The 19,818-nt window shown below is 66.4% G+C and carries 22 protein-coding genes; 10 read left to right on the forward strand and 12 right to left on the reverse strand.

What is annotated here, in order from left to right; translation table 11 throughout:
- Window positions 1–253: 253 nt before the first annotated feature.
- A complete protein-coding gene (locus SLQ31_RS09455; protein WP_319431729.1) occupies window positions 254–1,756 on the reverse strand; it encodes a flavin-containing monooxygenase in 1,503 nt (500 codons plus the stop codon).
- Window positions 1,757–1,806: 50 nt separating this feature from the next.
- On the opposite strand from SLQ31_RS09455, the gene SLQ31_RS09460 reads away from it, so the two are divergent.
- A complete protein-coding gene (locus tag SLQ31_RS09460; RefSeq protein ID WP_413641628.1) occupies window positions 1,807–2,454 on the forward strand; it encodes a S1 family peptidase in 648 nt (215 codons plus the stop codon).
- 7 nt (window positions 2,455–2,461) lie between these two features.
- Here the strand turns inward: SLQ31_RS09460 and SLQ31_RS09465 are convergent, their stop codons facing one another.
- Window positions 2,462–2,947: a CAP domain-containing protein gene (locus tag SLQ31_RS09465; RefSeq protein WP_319431731.1), complete on the reverse strand. Its 486-nt coding sequence runs from the start codon at window positions 2,945–2,947 to the stop codon at window positions 2,462–2,464.
- A 12-nt stretch (window positions 2,948–2,959) separates the two neighbouring features.
- Window positions 2,960–3,322, reverse strand: coding sequence for a DUF732 domain-containing protein (locus tag SLQ31_RS09470; RefSeq protein ID WP_319431733.1), 363 nt, complete (start codon window positions 3,320–3,322; stop codon window positions 2,960–2,962).
- Between the two features lie 99 nt (window positions 3,323–3,421).
- On the opposite strand from SLQ31_RS09470, the gene SLQ31_RS09475 reads away from it, so the two are divergent.
- The 4 genes from SLQ31_RS09475 to SLQ31_RS09490 all read left to right on the forward strand — a co-directional run bounded on the left by SLQ31_RS09475 (window position 3,422) and on the right by SLQ31_RS09490 (window position 5,361).
- The gene (locus SLQ31_RS09475) at window positions 3,422–3,808 is read left to right on the forward strand and encodes a hypothetical protein (RefSeq protein WP_319431735.1); all 387 of its coding nucleotides are present in this window, start codon (window positions 3,422–3,424) and stop codon (window positions 3,806–3,808) included.
- Window positions 3,809–3,815: 7 nt separating this feature from the next.
- Window positions 3,816–4,208: a DUF4267 domain-containing protein gene (locus SLQ31_RS09480; RefSeq protein ID WP_319431737.1), complete on the forward strand. Its 393-nt coding sequence runs from the start codon at window positions 3,816–3,818 to the stop codon at window positions 4,206–4,208.
- 134 nt (window positions 4,209–4,342) lie between these two features.
- The gene (locus SLQ31_RS09485) at window positions 4,343–4,879 is read left to right on the forward strand and encodes a M15 family metallopeptidase (protein ID WP_413641631.1); all 537 of its coding nucleotides are present in this window, start codon (window positions 4,343–4,345) and stop codon (window positions 4,877–4,879) included.
- Between the two features lie 11 nt (window positions 4,880–4,890).
- Window positions 4,891–5,361, forward strand: coding sequence for a nuclear transport factor 2 family protein (locus tag SLQ31_RS09490; protein ID WP_319431741.1), 471 nt, complete (start codon window positions 4,891–4,893; stop codon window positions 5,359–5,361).
- A gap of 46 nt (window positions 5,362–5,407) precedes the next feature.
- Here the strand turns inward: SLQ31_RS09490 and SLQ31_RS09495 are convergent, their stop codons facing one another.
- Window positions 5,408–6,031, reverse strand: coding sequence for a TetR/AcrR family transcriptional regulator (locus SLQ31_RS09495; RefSeq protein ID WP_319431743.1), 624 nt, complete (start codon window positions 6,029–6,031; stop codon window positions 5,408–5,410).
- A 90-nt stretch (window positions 6,032–6,121) separates the two neighbouring features.
- Here SLQ31_RS09495 and SLQ31_RS09500 point away from each other — a divergent pair, with 90 nt between their 5' ends.
- Both SLQ31_RS09500 and SLQ31_RS09505 read left to right on the forward strand, forming a co-directional pair.
- Entirely contained in the window at window positions 6,122–7,648 is a 1,527-nt protein-coding gene (locus SLQ31_RS09500; protein WP_319431745.1) for an NAD(P)/FAD-dependent oxidoreductase, read from the forward strand.
- Complete coding sequence (locus tag SLQ31_RS09505; protein ID WP_319431747.1) at window positions 7,645–8,508, forward strand: alpha/beta fold hydrolase; 864 nt, start codon at window positions 7,645–7,647, stop codon at window positions 8,506–8,508. The genes SLQ31_RS09500 and SLQ31_RS09505 overlap by 4 nt, the downstream gene beginning before the upstream one ends.
- Here the strand turns inward: SLQ31_RS09505 and SLQ31_RS09510 are convergent.
- Window positions 8,505–9,461 carry a phosphotransferase family protein gene (locus SLQ31_RS09510; RefSeq protein WP_319431749.1) on the reverse strand — a complete coding sequence of 319 codons (957 nt, stop codon included), beginning with the start codon at window positions 9,459–9,461 and terminating at the stop codon, window positions 8,505–8,507. The genes SLQ31_RS09505 and SLQ31_RS09510 overlap by 4 nt on opposite strands.
- 155 nt (window positions 9,462–9,616) lie before the next feature.
- Between SLQ31_RS09510 and SLQ31_RS09515 the strand changes: the two genes are divergently transcribed.
- The gene (locus SLQ31_RS09515; RefSeq protein ID WP_319431751.1) at window positions 9,617–11,005 is read left to right on the forward strand and encodes an MFS transporter; all 1,389 of its coding nucleotides are present in this window, start codon (window positions 9,617–9,619) and stop codon (window positions 11,003–11,005) included.
- Here SLQ31_RS09515 and SLQ31_RS09520 read toward each other — a convergent pair.
- Window positions 10,995–11,717, reverse strand: a complete 723-nt coding sequence (locus SLQ31_RS09520) for a M15 family metallopeptidase (protein ID WP_413641635.1) — start codon at window positions 11,715–11,717, stop codon at window positions 10,995–10,997. The genes SLQ31_RS09515 and SLQ31_RS09520 overlap by 11 nt on opposite strands.
- Complete coding sequence (locus SLQ31_RS09525; RefSeq protein ID WP_319431753.1) at window positions 11,698–12,369, reverse strand: PAS and ANTAR domain-containing protein; 672 nt, start codon at window positions 12,367–12,369, stop codon at window positions 11,698–11,700. Before SLQ31_RS09525 ends, SLQ31_RS09520 begins: the two co-directional genes overlap by 20 nt.
- A gap of 341 nt (window positions 12,370–12,710) precedes the next feature.
- Between SLQ31_RS09525 and SLQ31_RS09530 the strand changes: the two genes are divergently transcribed.
- A complete protein-coding gene (locus SLQ31_RS09530; protein ID WP_319432984.1) occupies window positions 12,711–13,166 on the forward strand; it encodes a dopamine receptor D4 in 456 nt (151 codons plus the stop codon).
- Here SLQ31_RS09530 and SLQ31_RS09535 read toward each other — a convergent pair.
- Genes SLQ31_RS09535 through SLQ31_RS09545 form a run of 3 tightly spaced genes read right to left on the reverse strand, consistent with a single transcriptional unit; the run spans window position 13,163 to window position 16,406 of the window.
- The gene (locus tag SLQ31_RS09535; RefSeq protein WP_319431755.1) at window positions 13,163–14,839 is read right to left on the reverse strand and encodes a SulP family inorganic anion transporter; all 1,677 of its coding nucleotides are present in this window, start codon (window positions 14,837–14,839) and stop codon (window positions 13,163–13,165) included. The two genes, SLQ31_RS09530 and SLQ31_RS09535, sit on opposite strands and share 4 nt — an antisense overlap.
- 37 nt (window positions 14,840–14,876) lie before the next feature.
- Entirely contained in the window at window positions 14,877–15,761 is an 885-nt protein-coding gene (locus tag SLQ31_RS09540; protein ID WP_319431757.1) for a cyclopropane mycolic acid synthase family methyltransferase, read from the reverse strand.
- Window positions 15,762–15,773: 12 nt separating this feature from the next.
- The gene (locus SLQ31_RS09545; protein ID WP_319431759.1) at window positions 15,774–16,406 is read right to left on the reverse strand and encodes a heme-binding protein; all 633 of its coding nucleotides are present in this window, start codon (window positions 16,404–16,406) and stop codon (window positions 15,774–15,776) included.
- A gap of 137 nt (window positions 16,407–16,543) precedes the next feature.
- Here SLQ31_RS09545 and SLQ31_RS09550 point away from each other — a divergent pair, with 137 nt between their 5' ends.
- Window positions 16,544–17,383, forward strand: a complete 840-nt coding sequence (locus SLQ31_RS09550; RefSeq protein ID WP_319431761.1) for an SDR family oxidoreductase — start codon at window positions 16,544–16,546, stop codon at window positions 17,381–17,383.
- On the opposite strand, the gene SLQ31_RS09555 is transcribed toward SLQ31_RS09550, so the two are convergent.
- Both SLQ31_RS09555 and SLQ31_RS09560 read right to left on the reverse strand, forming a co-directional pair.
- On the reverse strand, window positions 17,380–18,516 hold the full coding sequence (locus SLQ31_RS09555; protein ID WP_319431763.1) for an acyl-CoA dehydrogenase family protein: 1,137 nt from the start codon (window positions 18,514–18,516) through the stop codon (window positions 17,380–17,382). The genes SLQ31_RS09550 and SLQ31_RS09555 overlap by 4 nt on opposite strands.
- Window positions 18,516–19,748: an acyl-CoA dehydrogenase family protein gene (locus SLQ31_RS09560; RefSeq protein WP_319431765.1), complete on the reverse strand. Its 1,233-nt coding sequence runs from the start codon at window positions 19,746–19,748 to the stop codon at window positions 18,516–18,518. The genes SLQ31_RS09555 and SLQ31_RS09560 overlap by 1 nt, the downstream gene beginning before the upstream one ends.
- Window positions 19,749–19,818 lie beyond the last annotated feature (70 nt).

Consider the following 19,818-nt stretch of genomic DNA (forward strand, 5'->3'; position numbering starts at 1 on the left):
GGCCGCGGTAGCGGGCTTACTTGTGGGCGGGGCGCTTCAGCAGGAACTGAAGCCAGCGAACGTCGATCAACATGTGATTGACGGTATGGCTCAAAAATAAGGTGGCGAGGTCGTAGCGGTAATGTCTCGCTAAGAAAATTTGCCAGAGCGCCATTATTTTCGGGGTGCGAGGCACCCCGCGCAAGCGGTCCGCACCTGGCCGTTCGTCGCGATCAGGCTGCTCGGCCGTTACTTCCCCGGAACCACTTTGTGGTCATTCGTTCATCCGTATATCGACGCTCGACCAGTAGCTGAGCTCCCGAGCGGTCAGCTCGTTGTCCGTGATCGCGCCAAAAGCGGCTGCCTCGCGGGCGAACCGCGCCGGTGCGTCCGCGAGCGAATCGGGACCCTCGAGACGGAAGCAACTCGGTGCCAGCGGCCCGAACAGCAGAGCGCGCCGCAGATCCGGCCAACTCGCCAGCCGCGGTTCCACACCGGCGGCGCGGGCGAACATCACCGCGGCCAGGTTCATCCGGGTCTTCCGCGGGCCGAGGGCACGACAGGCGGCAATCGCCGCACGCTGGTCGGCGTCGCTCACCTCCTCGACGGCGCCGCCCCACGTGTACGCGATCCACCGGGCCTGCAGTTCCAGCGGCACGAAGTAGCCGCCCGACTGGTCCCACATGCCCATGAACGCCAGCCCGGGCAGGTCGGGGTGGAACGTGTACCGGTCGGTGTCGAAGCCACCCTCGTCGAGGTTGAGGATGGCGCGCACCTCGGCGTCGAGGAACGGCAGGCTCAGTCCGAAACCGGTTCCGAACACGATGCCGTCGAACTCTTCGGCGTGCCCGTCGCTGAACGTCACCGTCGTCCCGGCCACCGACTGCAACCAGGGCCGGACGGTGATCGCCCCGTCGGCGACGGCAGGCAGGTAGTCCTGGCTCAGCGTCACCCCGGCGGCGAACAGCGACTCGGCCGGGCGAGGGGCGCCGTATTGCTCCGGGCTGCCTGCGGACTCGACCACGATCTCCTTGAGCTGGCGGTCGACTTCGGCGGGAGCCAGGGTCTCGTTGGCGAGGACGCCGTACCGGGTGAACATCCGGTGATCCGACGGCACGCCTGCGACGAACTTGGGCAGCACGTAGCGCTGGCGGCGCTGCGTGACCACGACGCGGTCGGCTCCCCGGGTGGCGAGCTCGGCAGCAATCTCCAGGGCACTCACCGCGCACCCCGCAATCAGAACTCGCATACCGCGATACGCCGAAGGCCCGCGGTACTCGTAGGAGCTGATCGCGCCGGCGGCGCCGCTGAAGCTCTCCAGGCCGGGAACGTGGGGGACCGCCGGGGTGTGAAACCGGCCGGCGGCCACCACGACCCGGTCGAACGTTTCCCGCTGCCCGTCATGGCACACCAGCCACCCGTCATCGCATCGGGTGATGGCCTCGACGCGGGTGTTGCAGCGCACGCGGGATTCCAGGTCGAACACCGCGGCATAGCGGTGCAGGTAGTCCAGGACGTCGGAGCCCGACGGGAAGACGGGATCTCCGTCCCGCGGCAGGTCGCTGAAGGCCGTCAGGATGCGACTGGTGTTGGTGTGCATGCCCGGCCACACACCGCTTCGGCCGGAGCGCGCGGTCCATTGACCGCCCAGCGTCGGGTCCTGCTCGAAAATCGACGGCTCGAATCCCTGCGACAGCAGCCATCGCGATACCGCCAGCCCCGCGGGGCCGGCCCCGATCACCGCGACCGTCGCCTTCATCTGGAGAAACTCTCCCATGCGCACGCCTTCTCGGTAGCATCTGGTCGATTCAAGGGGAGGAGGCCGAGATGGCCACTGGCGAATGGATTCCGGCGGTTGCGGGTGCGGCGCTGATTGCGGCGGTCGGGCTGGCGAGCCCTGCCATGGCGGCGCCCCCGCCGAGCCCGGGCATCGAGGTCGACGACGAAAGCGGCAGGTGCACAGCTGGTTTCGCAGCCCAGGGCAATGACGGTAGTTACTACCTGCTGACCAGTGGCCACTGCGATGCGCACGACGGCTCGGATTGGACATACGGCAGCGACGACACGCTGCTGGGGACGATCAGCGCCAGTGAGGTGAACGGCGACAAGAGGGACGCTGCCATCATTCGCCTCGATCCCGGCGCCGGGGCGCCGAACGGTGACGTGGCCGGCAGGTATCAGGTACGAGATGTGTTGGGTGCCAGCCAACTTAGTGTCGGCATGCCGTTCTGCAAGGTTGGCGCCGTCACCGGCGAGACCTGCGGCGAGATCAAGGGCATCGAAGGTGATGTCGTCGAGGCCAACGTCTACAGCCTGGAAGGTGACAGCGGCAGCCCGGGCTTCGTCAAGAATCCCGACGGCACCGTGAGCGCGGTCGGAATCCTGATGTCCTCACCCGACGGCGACGACTACACGACCTACTTCACCTTGGTGCAGCCGTTGTTGGGGCAGTGGGGATTGCGGATTCTGCCCTGACGCGCTGTCAGGCCGGCTGGCCGTAGACCGCCACCAGAACCGACCGGTCCAGGCTGTTCACCGACCACACGCCGATCGCGCTGTTGGCGCAGTCCGACATGATCGCGAAAGCGGCAGGGTCGTAATACCACTGGTTGATGACGTCCAGGTTGTTGATGGCCAGGGCTGGGTTGATGGCCACTGTTTGGGTGACCTTCCCCGTGAAACCAGCTGCGGCAGCGCGGCTCTGCGGCGTGGAGCCGTCGGAACCGAGATCGCCGTCCAGGGCCCGGTCATTGAGGACGTCGTTGGCGTGCCACTCGGCGGCTTGGGTCAGCGCGGGGTTCTTCTTGATGTTCGTCGAGCACCCTGCCTGATGCTGAACGGTATAGACGTTGGCGACCACGCCGTTGTTGAGACGAGTGTTGTCGGCGTGGGCGGCGGGTGCACCGGCAACAGCGAGCAGAGTCGCCGCGCCAGCGACTGTCGCTGCGTGAATGGCTTTGTTTACCAACGTCTTTCCTTACTATGCGGACGGGACGTAGCCGGCCGCGGACTGGCGCAGTTGCCAGATCGCGGCCGGGCACAGCTCCTGGGCGGACTGGCTGATCAGATAGGACGCCTGGAACTCGTCGGTGGTGGAGAAGTCGGCCTTGATGGTGTTGACCAGCTGGCCATAGCTGACCCCGGAATTGATCTGATCGCAGACGCCGTTTCCGTATGCCAGCGCGGCGTCGGCATTGGGAAAGTTGTAGCCCGGCCGGACGGTGACGTTGACGAGGTAACCGATGTTGTCGGCGTGTGCGGGCAGTGCGGCGCTCAGCACGCCCACGGCGCCCAGTGCGGAGAAGATGCCGACGATCAGCAGGCGGCTTGCAGCTGTACGCATTGCCATATTGTGTCCCATGGGTGATCGGTGCAGGTGGGGGAAGTACCGGGATCCGCGCAATATACATCGACGCATTCGGTCGTGATCTAGTATTCGGCCATGATTCGGCCGATCCACGCGGTGTCGATGGCGTTCCTATTGGCTCTCGGCGGTGTGACCGGAGGCGCTGTCGCGCATGCCGGCCCGCTGCCACCCTGCACATACACACTCTCGCCGCCCGCGGTGGGGCCGGGCGGGGTCAGCGCCACCGCAGAGCTGGCCGGATGCGGACCGGCCGGGGGCCCGTACAAGGCGGTCGCCTGTCTGCTCGGTGCGGACGGGGTCACGCACTGCACTCAGGGACGCGGTGCGGATCCCGCGACGATCACGGTGCCGTACCAGCCCGGCACGACCTATATTGCGACCGGCCGCGGCTGCCCGGTCTGGCTCGGCCAGAACGTTGCGCCCGACTGCCAGCTCCTTGGCCCATTCACCGCAACTCTCTAGGAACACCATGTCGATCGACAAAGCCGCGGTGATCGCGGGCAGTATCCGGCTGGCCTCAGGAGTCCACTTCCTGGTCGACCCGATGGGGGCCAACAAGCTGTGGGGCGAGCCGAACGACCCCGGCCCGTCGGCGCGGCTGCTGCTGCGGTCGATGGGCTACCGCGACGCGCTGATCGGCGGACTGCTGCTGTCGGCGGGGCTGCGCGGGCGCAACACCCGCGGCTGGTTCCTGGCCTCCGGCGGAGCCGACGCCGCCGATCTGCTCGGCGGATCGAGCGTGCACAGCGAGCTGACTCGCGGACAGCAGATCATCGGACTCGGCGGTGCGGTCGTGGGCATCGGCGTCGGCCTGTGGGGTGCCACCCGGCGGGGTAAGCCTGTTGCCGAGGTAGCGCCTTAAACCGGCGAGCGGCGGTGGTGGTCTTGGCTGCCGCCGTTGCCCTTGTTCAGTGTGCGTCGCCACCCGGACCGCCGGTTAGTTGGGCGCCGGCCACTCCGTCCACCACTGCCGCGCCGGGACCCGTCGTGCAATCGGTGACCACCGCCGAGCTCGGCGCGACCTGGCGCCCCGGCTGCCCGGTCGCCCCGGAGCAGCTGCGCCGCGTCGAACTGGACTACGTCGGATTCGACGGCCAGCCCCACCGCGGAGTCCTTGTGGTGCACGAACAATTGGTGGCCGACGTGATCGCGATCTTCGGTGAGCTGCAGCGGCAGGGCTATCCGATCGCGAAGATGCAAACCGCCGAGCACTATCCCAATGCCGCCGACGAACTGTCGATGGAGGACAACAACACCTCGGCGTTCAACTGCCGGCCGCTGCCCGGCAGCACCGACTGGTCGCTGCATGCCTACGGTCGCGCCATCGACCTCAATCCACTCGTGAATCCGTATATCGATCGGACCGGCCATCTCGAGCCGACGACCGCGGGGGCATACCTGAACCGCGCCCGCACCGATCCGGGGATCCTGCACGCCGGCGACCCGGCAGTGCGGGCGTTCACCGACCGCGGGTGGACGTGGGGCGGCGATTGGCACAACCCGATCGACTATCAACATTTCGAGAAGCGCTGAATGGGAGAGTCATGCAGATGTGGGAATTGGTCGCCCGGGAACGGATCCGGGACACCCTTGCGCTCTACAACTGGTCCGGGGACTCCGGCCGCATCGAGGATCTGACCCAATCCTTTTGTCCGGATGGCGAACTCGAGGTTCGCGGTACCGCCACGGCGACGGGTCGGGCCGCGATCGCACAGTTCCTCGGCGGTGTCACGGCACCGCCAGTCGACACGGCGGCCAGCGCTGTGATCACTTCTGGGGTCAAGCGGATCGTCCGGCACACACTGACCAACATCCGGTTCACTGAGCTGACTCCTGAACGCGCGCAGGTCTCGTCGTACTTCACGGTGTTCACCGAGATCGGCCTGGATCACTACGGCCGCTACCGCGACGTCTTCACCCCGGTCGGTGACGACTGGCTCATTGCCCATCGGTTCGTCTCGACCGACTGGCGTGCACCGAATTCGACGATGGCACCGCCGTCGTCGGTGTCATAGCGCCACAAACTGCGAGCCGGCGTTCAGGTCATCGAGTCGATGAGGCTCAGGCCGGCACGCCAGCAGCCATGGCCTCGCCGAACGCGATCAACCCCACCTTGCCGATGGCCAGGATCGCCTCGTCGAAGTCGGTGTTGTCCCGGTAAGCCAGCTCGAGCATGCGGTCGGCCATCTCGACTGCCACCAGCATGGCCCGTGGGTCGGTGTCGACGGGAATCAGCCCGGCAGCGACCAGGATGTCGTGCAACCGGCCGGCCAGGGCTTGCATCCGGGCGTGGACATGTTTGGTGACGGTGAGTGAGGTGCGCCCGCCCATCCACAGCCCGGCCGCGCCCGGATGCTTGCGGTAGTAGTCGACGTGCAGGTCGAGTTCGTTGTTGAGCAGCTCGGCGATCGAGGTGATGACCCAGGTCTGCTCGGCGGCCACGCAGCGAGCGTCGATCTCGGCGCAGTGCTGCTCCATCAGCTCGTCGAGGATGGCGTCGCGGTCGGCGAAGAACCGGTACAGCGAGGGATAGGACACTCCCGCGCGGCCGGCGATCGAGCGGGTGGTGACCGCGTCGACGCCCTCTTCGTCGGCGATGGCCGCGGCGGCGTCGAGAATGCGGGCCACGGTCTGCCGGCTGCGGGCCTGAACGGGGGCCCGCCGCGGAACCGACGCCGTGGTCATCGCATACCTCCTGGGAACCCTTGACAGTTGTTCGCAAAACTATAACACTATTCGCGTTACAGTTTTCCAGCTCGAACCGGAGAGTGCTCGATGACCGTGAACTCGCTCAACCAGGCCCGCCCGACACAGCCGCTAGGCGGCCATGTCGACGTACTGATCGTCGGTGCCGGGATCTCCGGCCTCGGCATGGGCCACTACCTGGCGGCCAGCCAGCCGGGCAAGACCTTCGCGATCGTCGACAGCCGGGAGGCCATTGGTGGTACCTGGGACCTGTTCCGGTACCCCGGCATTCGGTCGGACTCCGACCTGCACACCTTCGGTTACGAATTCAAGCCGTGGACCAGTGATAACGCGATCGCCGACGCCCATGAGATTCTCGACTACCTGCACGAGGTCGTCGATGAGGACGACTTGGCCCGGCGGATCTACCTGCAGCACAAGGTGATACGGGCCGATTTCGACTCGGATACCGCGCAGTGGACGGTCGTACTAGAACGTGCCGGCGAGCAGTTCGAGGTGACTTGCGACTGGTTGTTCGGGGCGACCGGATACTACGACTACGCCGGCGGCCATCGTCCGGACTTCGAGGGTGAAGAGGACTTCGAAGGGGTCATCGTGCACCCCCAATCCTGGCCGGAGGATCTCGACTACAAGGGCAAGAAGGTCGTCGTCATCGGCAGCGGCGCGACCGCGGTCACGTTGATTCCCGCCATGGCTGACGATGTCGAACACATCACCATGCTTCAGCGCTCGCCGTCCTATGTGATGCCGCAGCCGCGTAAGGACCCGATCGCGAACGCGTTGCGAAAGGTGCTGCCGGCCAAGGCCGCCTACGCCGCGACGCGCCGGTTCAACATCGGCAAGGGCCGGTTCATCTACAACCTGTGCCAGCGCAATCCCAAGCTGGCCCGGCGCATCATCCACGCGATCAATGTCAAGGCGCTGCCCGAGGGCTTCGACGTCGACACCCACTTCAACCCCACCTACAACCCGTGGGATCAACGTCTGTGCGCGGTGCCCGATGCGGATCTGTTCCGCTCCGTTGGTCGTGGCAAGGCAGAGGTGGTCACCGACCGCATCGCCCGCTTCGCCAAGAACGGGATCCTGTTGGAATCCGGCAGGACGCTCGAAGCCGACATCATCGTCACCGCAACCGGTTTGAAGCTGCTTCCGTTCGGGGGCATCCAGGTCGCTGTCGACGGCGAAGTCAAGGATCCGCACCAGTCGCTGGTCTACAAGAGCTTCATGCTCTCAGATATCCCGAACCTGGCATTCGCCTTCGGCTACACCAACTCGTCGTGGACCCTCAAGGTCGGCTTGGTGTGTGAACACCTCTGCCGCCTCTTGGGCTATATGGATCGGCACGGCTACAGCACGGTCGTCCCTGTCGTCGACGATCCCCTGATCGAGAAGCGCCCGATGCTGGACTTCTCGGCCGGTTATATCCAGCGTTCCGTGGACCTGTTCCCGCAGCAGGGCACGACCGGGCCGTGGACGGTCGAGATGGACTACTGGTCGGACCATGCCCGGTTGCGCAAGGGCGCGGTCGACGATCCCGCGCTGCGGTTCAGCACGGCCGTTCCGGCCAAGGTGGTTTCGGGGCTGGCCTCGGCATGACCAGGCCGACTTTTATCGACGTCGACGGCCGCCGTACCCGGGTTCGGGTCGACGGCGACCCGGACCGCCCGCCGGTACTGCTGGTGCACGGGATCGGCCGCAGTATGGAGGATTGGGCGCCCCAGTACGAGCGGCTGGCCCAGTCGTACCGGACCATCGCGCTCGACGTGCCCGGCTTCGGCTTTTCCGAACGCACCAGGGAGGCAATCACATTGGGGGTGCTGGCACGCGGTGTCGCCGACACCCTCGACACACTCGGGGAGACCAGGCCCGTCCATGTGGTGGGCAACTCCCTCGGCGGGGCGATCGCCCAGCAGCTGCTGGCCGACCAACCCGAGCGGGTCGCCAGCCTTTCGCTGATCAACAGCGCCGGGTTCGGCAGCGAGGTCACCATGCTGCTGCGGATGCTCACCATGCCGGTGCTCGGGGCCATGAGCACGCGGCGGCCCACCCGCATGAGTGCCCTACTTTTCGAGCGCGCGATCCACGCCGACAAGGCGGTCGCCACCAAGGAGCGCGTCGACCACGCGTTCGCCGTCGGGTCGCAGCCCGGAAACGGTGCGGCCCTGCGGGAAACCGCCCTCGAACTCGGCACGCCGCGCGGGGTGAAGCCGCAGTGGCGGCGTGACCTCGCCGCCGCCGTGACCCGAACGCCCCGGCCGACGTTGATCATGTGGGGCAGCCAGGACCGCATCCTGCCCGCGCACCACATCGACGAGGCCATGCGCGTGTACCCGCACGCCGAGGTGCATCTGCTGAACGGGGTCGGCCACATGCCGCAGATCGAATGCCCGGAGCGTTTCGCCGACCTGCTGCTGCCATTCCTGATGCGCGCCAACGCGGTTGCCGGCGACGGCTAAGTCAGCCCCGAATGCGCCAGTGACCACGCCGTACTGGCCAGACTGCGGTACCGGTCGCGGAATTCCGAAGACGCCGCTCTCGCATCGGCCGCGTTGCCGTCGAGGCCGCGTCGCCACACACCCGCGGTGATCGCGGCCAACCGGAACATCGAGAACACCACGAACGGGTTCAGCCCTTGCGGCACCTCGCGACCCACATATCGCGCATAGTTCGACACGAAAGTCGCTTGGTCGGGAATGCCGGTGTGGCTGAAGTCCTCGCCGAGCAGACCCGACAGTCCGGAGCCACCCGCCTCGAAGTGATAAGTGATACAGGCATATCCAAGATCGGCGAGTGGATGGCCGATCGTGGAGAGCTCCCAGTCCAGCACCGCGACGATACGGGGCTCGTTCGGATGGATCAGGACGTTGCCCAGCCGATAGTCGCCGTGGGCGATACAGGAATCCTCCTCTTCGGCGGGGAGGTGCCGCGCTAGCCACTCGGCCAATCGATCCATGTCCTGGTTGTCTTCGGCGCGCACCGCAGCCCACTGTTTCGTCCAGAGCGCAAGCTGGCGCTGCATATAGCCGCCGGGCTTTCCGAAGCCATCGAGACCGCACTCACGCCAATCGACGCGGTGAAGCAGACCCAGCACCCGTGCGAGTTCTTCGTAGATGGCGCGGCGCTCGTCCGGTGTGCCCTCACGCATCACCCGATCGGGGTATATCCGTCCCGGCACGTAGTCCATGACGAAGAACGGTGTGCCCACGACCGACTCGTCGGTGCAGAGCAGTCGGGTTTCGGGTACCGGCACCTCACTTGCGGCCAGTGCGGAGATGATTCGGTGTTCGCGTTCGACGTCGTGCGCACGTGGCAGGAGCTTGCCGGGCGGCTTCTTGCGCAAGACATACTCGCCCGCGGCGGTGCGCAGGTGAAAGGTCGGATTACTCTGGCCGCCTTGGAATTGGGACACGTCGAAAGGTTCATCGAATCCCGGCAGCCGCGGACTCAGATAACGCGCCAGCGATTCTTGATCAAAACGATGAACCGCCAATGGTGTTATCAGTTCGGGTTCGCCCACACCAAGCGACGTTACAACTACGTGAGCGTTGGCCGTATCGTGATGCCGTGACCAGCGACCGATGGCGCTCCCGGTGGATTCTGGCCGCGGTCTCGATCGCCCTGTTCTGCGTTCAGATCGACTATTTCGCGGTGAACCTGGCGCTGCCGCGGATGGCCGCCGACCTGCATACCACCACGACGGACCTGCAGTGGGTGATCAGCGTCTACATGCTCACCCTGGGGGCCTTCATGGTTCCCGCGGGCCGCATCGGTGACATCTTCGGCAGGCGCCGTGCGCTGCTGGTCGGCATCGCACTGTTCGGGGTCGCGTCCGTCTGTTGCGCGGTTGCGCCCGACGCCGGGGTGCTCATCGCCGCCCGCGCCGCGCAGGGTATCGGGGCGGCGTTGATCTTCCCGGTCTCGGTCAGTGTGCTGACGAACGCCTATTCCGCTGAACAATCCAGTCGGGCAATCGGCTTGGCTTACGGCATCGCGGGTCTGGGGAACGCGGCCGGCCCGGTGGTGGGCGGCATACTGACCGACACGCTGGGGTGGCGTGCGGTGTTCTGGCTGCTGGTCCCGTTCGCGGTGGTCTCACTGATCCTCGGCGCACTGGCAGTCCCAGAAACATTCGACGACACCGTTCCGCGCCGGCTGGATCTGGCCGGCCTCGCGTTGATCACCACGGGCATAGGCCTTTTCACGCTGACTGTCGATCGTGCGCCGTCCTGGGGGTGGACGTCGGTGGCCACCATCGGTGCGTTCGCTGCGTCGGTGGCCCTGCTCGCCTTGTTCGTCATCGTCGAACGGCGCACGCGTTGGCCGCTTCTGGATCTCTCGCTGTTGAGCAACGGCCGGTTCGTCATCCTGGTTGCCGCGGGCACGGTGGCCAACGTCGCGTACGCGGTGACGGTGTTCCTGTCGACGCTGAATCTTCAACAGGTACGCGGACTCACGCCGCTGGTGGCGGGTCTGGTGTTCCTCGGCCCGTCGGCGGGCGCGGCACTGGGTGGGGTGATCTCGGGTCGGCTCGCCACCTCCGATGTCGCCGGCACAGCGGCTCCGGCCCGCCATTCTCCGATCACGGTGATGGGTGTCGGCTGCACGGCGGCCGCGCTGTCGCTGGGACTGCTTGCTGCGGTGGGCAATCCGGTGGTCTATGTCGTTGCGCTGACCGCGTGCGGGTTCACGATGGGGTTGGTGTACGCGTTCACGACTGTCGCGACGCAAGCCGTCGTCGCGCCGGAGCGTGCCGGTGGCGCCGCAGGCGTCACCCTGACATTTCTCGTCACGCTCGCTGGTGTCGGGGTTGCGGTCGCCGGCACCGCGCTGGAAGCGTTGCAGGGCAATGGTTTAAGCGCAGGACGTGGGATCAGCACGATTCTGGCGATCATCGCCGCGCCGTTACTGGTGGCGGGGCTGGTCGTCCTGCAGCGCTCCCGAGTCAATCGATAGGAACGTCGAGGATCGGGCGCTGAACCCCGGCGCCGGGTCCGTCGAAATGCCACCACTCACCGGAATAGACCGCCAAGCCGCCGCTTCCATTTCCCGGGTCGCTTCGCTCCTGCCCTCCGGCGCCCATCGCGGCACGCAGCCGGGCGCGGTTGGCCTGGGCGGCGGCGCTGACCCCGTCGGTGGCATAGGCCGTCGCACGGGCAGAGAAGTCGTCGAAATCGGTGCCCATGTCGACCAGCTGGCCGCGCTCGGCGATGGTCACGTCGACTGAACGTCCCGCCTCGTGGCTACGCGCATATGGTCCGGGTTTGGCCACCCAGGCCGGATTGGGTACCGCGTCGAACATTCGGACCTGGACGTCGTGCGGGCGGTAGCAGTCCCAGAACACCAGCACATCACCCTGGGCCCGCAGTTCATCGGCGGCCTTCGCCAGGCCCGGTGCCATCGATTCGTGCACCAGGCAGCGGGCATCGGCGGGATAGAGCGGGACACCGACGAAATTGTGCGGCGTCGCGTAGCGCAGGTCGATGACCGCGTCCGGAACCACGGTGCGCACGTCGACGAAACCGGCCGCGGCGGCTTGCGGGCTGACCGGCGGCACGCCGCCGGGGACCGCGCCGGCCGGCGCCGCCACGGCTACCGCAGCGACGATCATCGCCGTCGCACCCAGCACGCCGCGACGAACACCGCTGTCAGTGTGAGTGGGTCCCATGCGGGCCAACGATGCGCTGATCGGCGGTCAGCAGCAAGTTGTCATAGGCCGACCGCGGTGGGGACGACTCGGACTGGGACAGGCCGACGAAGTCGGCGACCACCCGATCGGCCAGCAGCCGAAGCTTGATGTTGGCCTCCTGGGAACGCCACCGCAGCAGGTCGAACGCCGCTCCGGAGTCGATGCCGTAAACGACCATCAGCATGCCTTTGGCCTGTTCGATGATCGCCCGATTCTCGGCGATCTCGGCGATCGCCGCGCTGAGCTGTCTCTGCTGGCTGTGTTCGTCGGGGGTGACGTCGACGTAGAAACCGTGGGTGCCGATCACCACACCGGACTCGTCCTGCAGCTTGTCGGCCACCACGATCACGTGGTGGATCCGCCCGGCGTTGTCGATGATGCGGTGCCGGGTGCTGAAGGCCTGGTGGTGACGGCGGACCTCATCGAGCGTGGTCGCGACCTGTTGATAGTCGTCGGGATGTTTGTGCGACAGCACCAAGTCGGTGGTGGGGGAGACCGTGCCGGGCTCGTAGCCATGCATGGCCTGCACCTCGGCCGACCACTCCCAGCGTTCGTCGTCGAAGAAGAAACGGAACCAGCCGACCTGCTCCGGGCGCACGCTCGCCTCGTCGCCGCTTTCGACTGTCTCCATCGGATTCTCGTCCGCAACCATCGCCACCCCTCCCAACAACTGTCCGCCCTTGAGATTTGCCGCTTGTGCCGGGGATGCCTCAGGGCGCCAGGAAGGCAGAAACCATCGCCATCCCAGGGTCCGCGGGCAGAGATGTTCTACACCTTCGACCGCCGGGTTTTCAAGCCCCAACCGCTGAAGTCGTTGAACACGGCGGATGTCCTGAGACTGCGGTGACGCGAGTGACAGATGTAACGAATTCAGTTCGCCGTCGAAAACACCTTTACAGGGTGTCCGCGGGCCGGTCAGGGCCGCGGGGACGCCGTCCTGCAGGACCCGCGGAGGACACGACGGTGAAGATCATGATGGTGCTGGGCGCACTAGGCGTCGCGACGGCAGTTCTGGCGGCACCGGCGGCGTGGGCCGACCCGGCAGACCCCGCCGATCCGGCTACGCCGATCCCGGTGGCCACCGATACCAATCCGCAGGTGACAGCGGCTGGCCCGTCGATCGCCCCGGCTCCGGTGCAGCACCTGTCCAGCCCGGACAACCTGCCGCCGGGCACCTCGACGGACGCTCCGGCGCCGCAGGGCCGGCTCAACTACTGGCGCGAGCTGTTGCACGCCATGCACACCCAGGACGTGTCGGGAAGCGATGCGCTGCTGCTGCTCACGCAGCGTCCGCTCGACGCCAATGCCGCCCCGCCGGCCGGGATGCCGGCAGGCCCCTCCGGCCCGGTCGGCACCTCCGCGGTCCCGCCCGCGGCCGACGCGAGCGCGCCTGCGCCGGGCCCTAGTGCGCCTGCGCCGGCGGGCTAGGCCGGATCGGTCGCATCGAAGGCAGCGTCGAGGTCGGGTTGGTAGCGGCCGTCCGCCTCGAACTCCTGCCACCATTCGGTGCGCCGCACCGTCCGCAGAGTCCGATCGGGTAGCCCGCTGATCATCAGCCGGATCCCGGCGCCGGACAGTTCGAGGTCGAGGTCGACCAAGAGGTAAAGAACCGTCGACTCCAGGACGGTCTGCCGTACCAAGTCCAGTACCAGCGTCGTCGGCGGCGTATCAGCCTCGAGCGTCGCCTTCCGGATGGCGCTGATGTTCGGACGCACGTTGGCGGCATAGAGCGGGACCAGGCAACGCAGCACCAGCGGGTCGGCGGGCATGAGCGCCACATTCTCGGGCTGCTCGATCCACGCGCAGTCGTCGTGACGCACGACTTGAACGACGTGCGGAGAGTTCACCACGTGCAGGACCATCAGCAGGGTGGCCGCCACCGCGACGGCCACCGCGGGGATGAGCCCGAACGCCAAGCCCACCAGTGCCACACCGAGGGCGCCTAAGCATTCGCGGGGATTGAGGCGGTAGAGCCGGCGCAGCCCGTCGATGTCGACAAGCCGGGTGACCGCGATGACCACCACGGCGCCGAGCACCGCCTGGGGCAGCAGACTGAGGATCGGGGCGACGAACAATGCGACGAGCACGGCGAGCACCACCATCACCAGACCGCTGATCTGGCTGCGCGCACCAGCACGCAGGTTCACCGACGTCTGCGCGAAGCCGCCGGCCGGCGGCAGCGAGTGGAAGAACGCCCCGGCGACCGAGGCCAGCCCCAGCGCCATCAGCTCACGGTCCGGCTCGATTGGGCTGTCCTCGGCCCGTCGGGAGGTACGCGCCACCGCGATCGTCTCTAGAAAGGCCATCACCGCAATTGCCAAGGCCCCAGGGACCAGCGGCACGATGTGGCGATCGAGACGGGGAACCCCAGGCACTGGAAACCCCGACGGCACCGTCGGGATCAGTGCGACACCATGGGTCGGCAACGAGACCACGGCGCTCACCGCGAGCGCGACGGCGATCACCACCAGTGGCCCCGGAACGCGAGGCGCGAACGTGGTCAGCAACAACAGCACGACAAGACAGACCAGCGACAGCGCCACGGTGACCAGGCTGGCCGCAGGAATATCGGCGAGTGCCGCCCACGCCACCCTGAAGAAGCCGGTCGACCGCGGGTGCGGAGCCACCCCGAGGAGCTTGGGTAGTTGCGCTGCCATGACGGTCAGGCCGACGGCAACCTTGAGGCCGATCAGGGTCATGTCGCTGATGTTGTCGACCACCATGCCGAGGCGAAATACCCTGGCGGCCAACAAGAACAAGCCAACCAGCACGGTCAGGGTCACCAGGTCGCCGCGCTGGTCCTCGGAGCCGATGAGGACGCCGCCGGCCAGCATTGTCGAGGCGGTCAGCGTCGAGACCGTCGACGAGGTGGTGACGCTGGCGATTCGGGAACCGCCGATGAAGGCGTACACCATCACCGGGACGATGCAGGTGTACAAGCCCATCTGGACGGGCATGTTGGCGACGGTCGCATACGCCATCGCCAGCGGGATGACGACCGCGCCGGTGCTCAGGCCGGCCAGGACATCGGCCCGCAGCCACCTCGCGTGATACGGCCGGATTGCCGGGGCCAGCCAGGTGGACGGCGCGGTGGAGGGCACGACCGGAATTGTGACACCCCCGCGTTTGTCGCGTGCGTTAAGAACCCTTGCCGAGGGTGAATTGGTTGACGTCGATGTGGCCGCTGCGGAACAGCTTGGCGCACCCCGTCAGGTACTTCATGTAGCGGTCGTAGACCTCTTCGGACTGGATCGCGATCGCTTGGTCGCGCGCGCCCTCCAGCGCCGCCGCCCACAAGTCGAGGGTCCGTGCGTAATGAGGTTGCAGGGACTGGACGCGGGAGATGGTGAAACCTGCTGCGGTGGCATGCTCTTCGACCATCGGGATCGAGGGCAGCCGGCCGCCCGGAAAGATCTCGGTCACCATGAACTTGACGAACCGCGCGAACTCGAAGGACAGCGGGACGCCGCGGTCGGCCATTTCGTTGGGGTGCAGCCCGGTGATGGTGTGCAGCAGCATGACACCGTCGTCGGGCAGTATCTCGAAGGCCCTGGCGAAGAATTGGTCGTAGCGGTCGTGCCCGAAGTGCTCGAAGGCGCCGATGGACACGATGCGGTCGACGGGTTCGTCGAACTGCTCCCAGCCTTCCAGCAGGACGCGCTTGCTGCGGGTGCTGCCCGAGGCGTCGAACAATTCTTGGACATGTGCGGCTTGGTTCTTGCTGAGCGTCAGTCCGACGACGTTGACGTCGTAGGACTCCAGCGCCCGGATCATCGTCGCGCCCCAGCCACACCCGACATCGAGCAGCGTCATGCCCGGCTGAAGCCCCAATTTGCCAAGGGCCAGGTCGATCTTGGCGATCTGTGCCTGTTCCAGCGTCAAGTCGTCGCGTTCGAAGTAAGCACAGCTGTAGGTCTGAGTGGGATCGAGGAACAGCCGGAAGAAGTCATCGGACAGGTCGTAGTGGGCCTGCACGTCGTCGAAGTGTGGGGTCAGGTCCCCGTCCGGCGGTTGTTTACCCATCGAGTCAGCTAATCACGTATCAGTGGCGATGCCCACTGCAACTTCATTGCGCCGTCGGCACGGCAGCGTCCACGGCGGATCATAGAACCAGGCCACCGGGTCGCCGATAGATTCGATATTGTTGCGGTACAAGACTTTCAAGAGTTGTTCGGTGCGTAGCGAGACAGCGTCCGGGTCGATATTCCCGGTGAATCGCAACACCGCCACGGTTTCGGAAGGGACCGTCACCAGGCTGACGCGGTCGTCGTTCGGGGCGGGCAGCGATTCCAGGGTGTGCTTCGACGGCATGAAGAAGCGGATCACCCATTCACCTGACGGCGTGCGTTGGGTCGCGACCGGCGCGGTCATCGCGATCTTCTCGCTGGGCTGTTGGGCGACGGGAGCTGTCATCGCGATCGTGTCGCTGCTGGAGTTCGCGCCGAAGATGTAGCGAGCCAATCGGCGGAAACCCTCGTTACGGGCGGCTTCCTCGTCGGTCGAGACCGCGGTCTCGGCCGCGATACGCGGTCCGTATCGCCGGATCTCGACGCCGTCAAGCTCACGATCCACGCTGAAGCGGGGTTCCTCGGTACCGAGTCGAATTCCGACGATCATGCCGCCGGCTTGGGCGATCTTTCCCACCGCATCAGCAATCGTGTTGAGCATGTACCGGCCTCCTCAGATCTTGCCTTCTCAGATCACGGTGGGGATACCCAGATCCGAGGTGAAAGTCGCTGACGTGTTTGTGACGCACTTTCCGGGCTGCCAACCGCCCGCGATGTGTTGCCGTATATCGTCCGGGCATGAGCCGGGTTTCGATAATCACAGGTGGCGCTGGCGGCATGGGTCAGGCCACGGCGAAGATCGTCGGGCAGGACCGCACGCTGGTGCTCTGCGACGTCAGACAGGATCGCCTGGACGCGGCGGCCGCCGTATTGAGCGATCTCGGGATCACGGCCACCACGGTCAACTGCGATGTCACCGACCGCGACGCCGTGGGGCGGCTGTTCGAGACGGCGGCCGGCATCGGACCGATCGCCTCGGTGATTCACACCGCCGGAGTCAGCCCCAGCATGGGGGCTGCCGATTACGTGATGACAACCAATGCGATCGGCACGCTCAACGTCAACGAGGTGTTCTTCGCCTCGGCCGGTGACGGCGCCGTGATCGTCAACGTGGCGTCGATGGCCTCGCACATGCTGCCCGAGGAGCTGGTCCCGACACAGCATTTCGACCTCGCCTTCACCGACGAGAAGCAGTTCTTCGCCGAGCTGCTGGCGGCGTGCGATATCGCGGGGGAGGAGATGCGCTCCGGGCTGGCCTACAGCATCAGCAAGACCTTCGTGCGGTGGTACAGCTCGTCACAAGCCGAACGGTTCAACGGCCGGGGCCTGCGCATCGTTTCGGTCTCCCCGGGGTCCGTCGACACCGAGATGGGTCTGTTGGAAGCGGATGCCGGTGCCGGGGCGATGGTCGCCAACGCCGCCGTCCCCAGGTGGGGAACCGCTAAGGAGATGGCGGAGCTGTTCGCCTTCTGTGCCAGTGACCGGGCGAGCTACCTCACCGGAACCGACATCCTCAACGACGGTGGCGTGATCGCCTCGATGCGGGAACGGGCCCGGCTGGCGGCCGAAAAGGCCTAAGGACGAGTCAGTTTCGCGTACCGCGTGCGGTGCTGGTCGGCGGACCCGAACTCGTATTGCAGCGCGGTGAGCCGCTTGAAGTAGTGGCCGATCGCCAGTTCCTCGGTCATGCCCATTCCGCCGTGCAACTGGACGGCGTTCTGGCCAACGAAGCGAGCCGCCCGCCCGATCGTCGCCTTGGCCGCCGAGACCGCGCGGGCCCGGACGTGCGGCTCGGCTTCCAGGTTCAGCACCGCGAGATAGACCGCGGCAACGGACTGTTCGAGCTCCATGTACATGTCGACCATCCGATGCTGCAGAACCTGGAAGCCGCCGATCGGCTGACCGAACTGTTGTCGCTGTTTGCAGTATTCGACGGTGTCGGACAGCACCTTTCGCATCGCCCCGACCGCTTCCGCGCATACCGCGGCCGCGCCTTCGTCACGGGCCTGCGCCAGTGACGACGTCGCGTCCTCGGCGAGCAGCGCATCGGCGGGCAGGCGGAGTTGGTTGATCGTCAGGTCGGCGGCACGCCGGTCGTCGATGGTGCGGTAGCTGTGCACCTCGAGCCCCGGCGGCGGTGCGGCCGGATCGAATTCGGTGAGGAACAGCGAAACCCCTTGGCGATCATCGGTTTCGCCCGATGTTCGTGCGGTGATCAGCAGATGGGTGGCCAGTGGCGCCGCGGTGACGACGATCTTCTCGCCGGTGAGCACCCACTCGGAGCCGTCGCGGACTGCCTGCGTCGACACCTCGTGCTCGCCCGCGTCGGGCTCGGTGCTCGCCACGGCGACGATCGCGCTGCCGTCAGCGATACGCTCCAGCAGCCCCACCGCGGCCTGGTGGTCGGCGCGCTGCAGCAGGCCGCCCGCGACCACGACCGTGTCGACGAATGGCTCGATCGCCAGCGCCCGGCCCAATTCTTCGGCGATCACCATGATTTCGACTGGGCCCCCGCCGATTCCGCCGACCGACTCAGGGAACGCCGCGCCGAGGATGCCGAGCTCGTCGGCCAGGCCGCGCCAGATATCGGGCTGCCAGCCGGCTCCGAGCTTGGCCGCGGTGCGGCTCTTCTCGAGGTCGTAACGGGTGGCCAAAAACTTGCCAAGGCCGTCGCGCAGGAGCTCTTGTTCTTTGTTCAGGTTGAAGTCCATTACAGCCCCAATGTCGCCTTGGCCAGGATGTTGCGCTGAATCTCGTTGCTGCCCGCGTAGATCGAGCCGGCCCGGTCGTTGAAGTAGCGCAGCGCCGCCACCGCCTGCCATGGCTGTCCGCTGATGTAGCCGTCCGCCGGTGGTTCGAAGTCCGACACCGGACCGCCGGGCCGGGTCGCGTGCGGTTGATAAGCCCGGCCGCGCGGACCGGCGGCTTCCATGGCGAGTTCGGTGATGGCCTGCGAGAGTTCGGTGGACAGGACCTTCAACATCGACGATGCGGCGCCGGGGTTGCGGCCTTCGGCAACCGTTGTCAGGACGCGGTATTCGAGGATCTCGAGCACTTCGGCGCGGATGCGGATATCGGCGAGTTTGGCGGCGAACGCCGGATCGTCGATGAGTGCACCGCCGGCCGGGCCGGGTTGTTCGGCCGCCTCGGTGGCGATCGAACCGGCCAATGCTTGGAGCGCGGGTGCTGTTGCGCCGCCGCCGCGTTCGAACTCCAGCAGATACTTGGCCACGGTCCAGCCGTCGTCGATCTCGCCGATCACATTCGACTTCGGTACCCGGACAGCGTCGAAGAAGATCTGATTCTGCACCTCCTCGCCGGAGGTCATCACCAGCGGGCGGATCTCGATACCCGGGGTGGTCATGTCGATCAGCACGAACGTGATGCCCTGCTGCTTCTTGGCCGAGCGCGACGTACGGACCAGCGCGAAGATCCAATTGGCCTCGGTGGCGTGAGTGGTCCAGATCTTGCTGCCGGTGCAGATCAGGTCATCGCCGTCATCGGTGGCCGCCATCGTCAGCGCGGCCAGGTCCGAGCCTGCCTCCGGCTCGGAGTAGCCCTGGCAGAAGAACACCTCACCGGTGAGGATGCGCGGCAGGAAAAAGTCCTTCTGCTCGGCGGTGCCGTAGGCGACGATCGCGTGGGCGACCATCCGGATGCCCATCGGCGACAACGACGGAGCACCGGCAAGGGTGGATTCGCGGCTGAAGATGTAGTGCTGAGTCAGTGTCCAATCGCAGCCGCCATGCTCGACCGGCCAGGCGGGGGCGGCCCAGCCGCGCTCGTGCAGGATTGCCTGCCACGTCATGCTGGCCTCGTGGTCCGCGTAGACGCTGGTCATCAACCGACCCGCCTGCCGCAGATCCGGTGTGAGCTTCTCCTCCAGAAACGCCTGCACCTCGTCGCGAAACTCGAGATCCTTCGCCGACCACGAGAGGTCCATCTGCTGTCCCCTTATCTGCGCACGGCCGTTTTCAGAAGTAACCGTAGCCCGTCGGCCTTGACGGTCCCGC

Origin of the sequence: Mycobacterium sp. RTGN5 (assembly GCF_033804465.1) — a bacterium.
Taxonomy (GTDB): Bacteria; Actinomycetota; Actinomycetes; order Mycobacteriales; family Mycobacteriaceae; genus Mycobacterium.

Coding starts and splice junctions, on each gene's coding strand:
- SLQ31_RS09455 (WP_319431729.1), bottom strand. CDS start 1,756: ATGGGAGAGTTTCTCCAGATGAAGGCGACGGTCGCGGTGATCGGGGCC.
- SLQ31_RS09460 (WP_413641628.1), top strand. CDS start 1,807: ATGGCCACTGGCGAATGGATTCCGGCGGTTGCGGGTGCGGCGCTGATT.
- SLQ31_RS09470 (WP_319431733.1), bottom strand. CDS start 3,322: ATGCGTACAGCTGCAAGCCGCCTGCTGATCGTCGGCATCTTCTCCGCA.
- SLQ31_RS09475 (WP_319431735.1), top strand. CDS start 3,422: ATGATTCGGCCGATCCACGCGGTGTCGATGGCGTTCCTATTGGCTCTC.
- SLQ31_RS09480 (WP_319431737.1), top strand. CDS start 3,816: ATGTCGATCGACAAAGCCGCGGTGATCGCGGGCAGTATCCGGCTGGCC.
- SLQ31_RS09490 (WP_319431741.1), top strand. CDS start 4,891: ATGCAGATGTGGGAATTGGTCGCCCGGGAACGGATCCGGGACACCCTT.
- SLQ31_RS09495 (WP_319431743.1), bottom strand. CDS start 6,031: ATGACCACGGCGTCGGTTCCGCGGCGGGCCCCCGTTCAGGCCCGCAGC.
- SLQ31_RS09500 (WP_319431745.1), top strand. CDS start 6,122: ATGACCGTGAACTCGCTCAACCAGGCCCGCCCGACACAGCCGCTAGGC.
- SLQ31_RS09505 (WP_319431747.1), top strand. CDS start 7,645: ATGACCAGGCCGACTTTTATCGACGTCGACGGCCGCCGTACCCGGGTT.
- SLQ31_RS09520 (WP_413641635.1), bottom strand. CDS start 11,717: ATGGGACCCACTCACACTGACAGCGGTGTTCGTCGCGGCGTGCTGGGT.
- SLQ31_RS09525 (WP_319431753.1), bottom strand. CDS start 12,369: ATGGAGACAGTCGAAAGCGGCGACGAGGCGAGCGTGCGCCCGGAGCAG.
- SLQ31_RS09530 (WP_319432984.1), top strand. CDS start 12,711: ATGATGGTGCTGGGCGCACTAGGCGTCGCGACGGCAGTTCTGGCGGCA.
- SLQ31_RS09540 (WP_319431757.1), bottom strand. CDS start 15,761: ATGGGTAAACAACCGCCGGACGGGGACCTGACCCCACACTTCGACGAC.
- SLQ31_RS09545 (WP_319431759.1), bottom strand. CDS start 16,406: ATGCTCAACACGATTGCTGATGCGGTGGGAAAGATCGCCCAAGCCGGC.
- SLQ31_RS09550 (WP_319431761.1), top strand. CDS start 16,544: ATGAGCCGGGTTTCGATAATCACAGGTGGCGCTGGCGGCATGGGTCAG.
- SLQ31_RS09555 (WP_319431763.1), bottom strand. CDS start 18,516: ATGGACTTCAACCTGAACAAAGAACAAGAGCTCCTGCGCGACGGCCTT.
- SLQ31_RS09560 (WP_319431765.1), bottom strand. CDS start 19,748: ATGGACCTCTCGTGGTCGGCGAAGGATCTCGAGTTTCGCGACGAGGTG.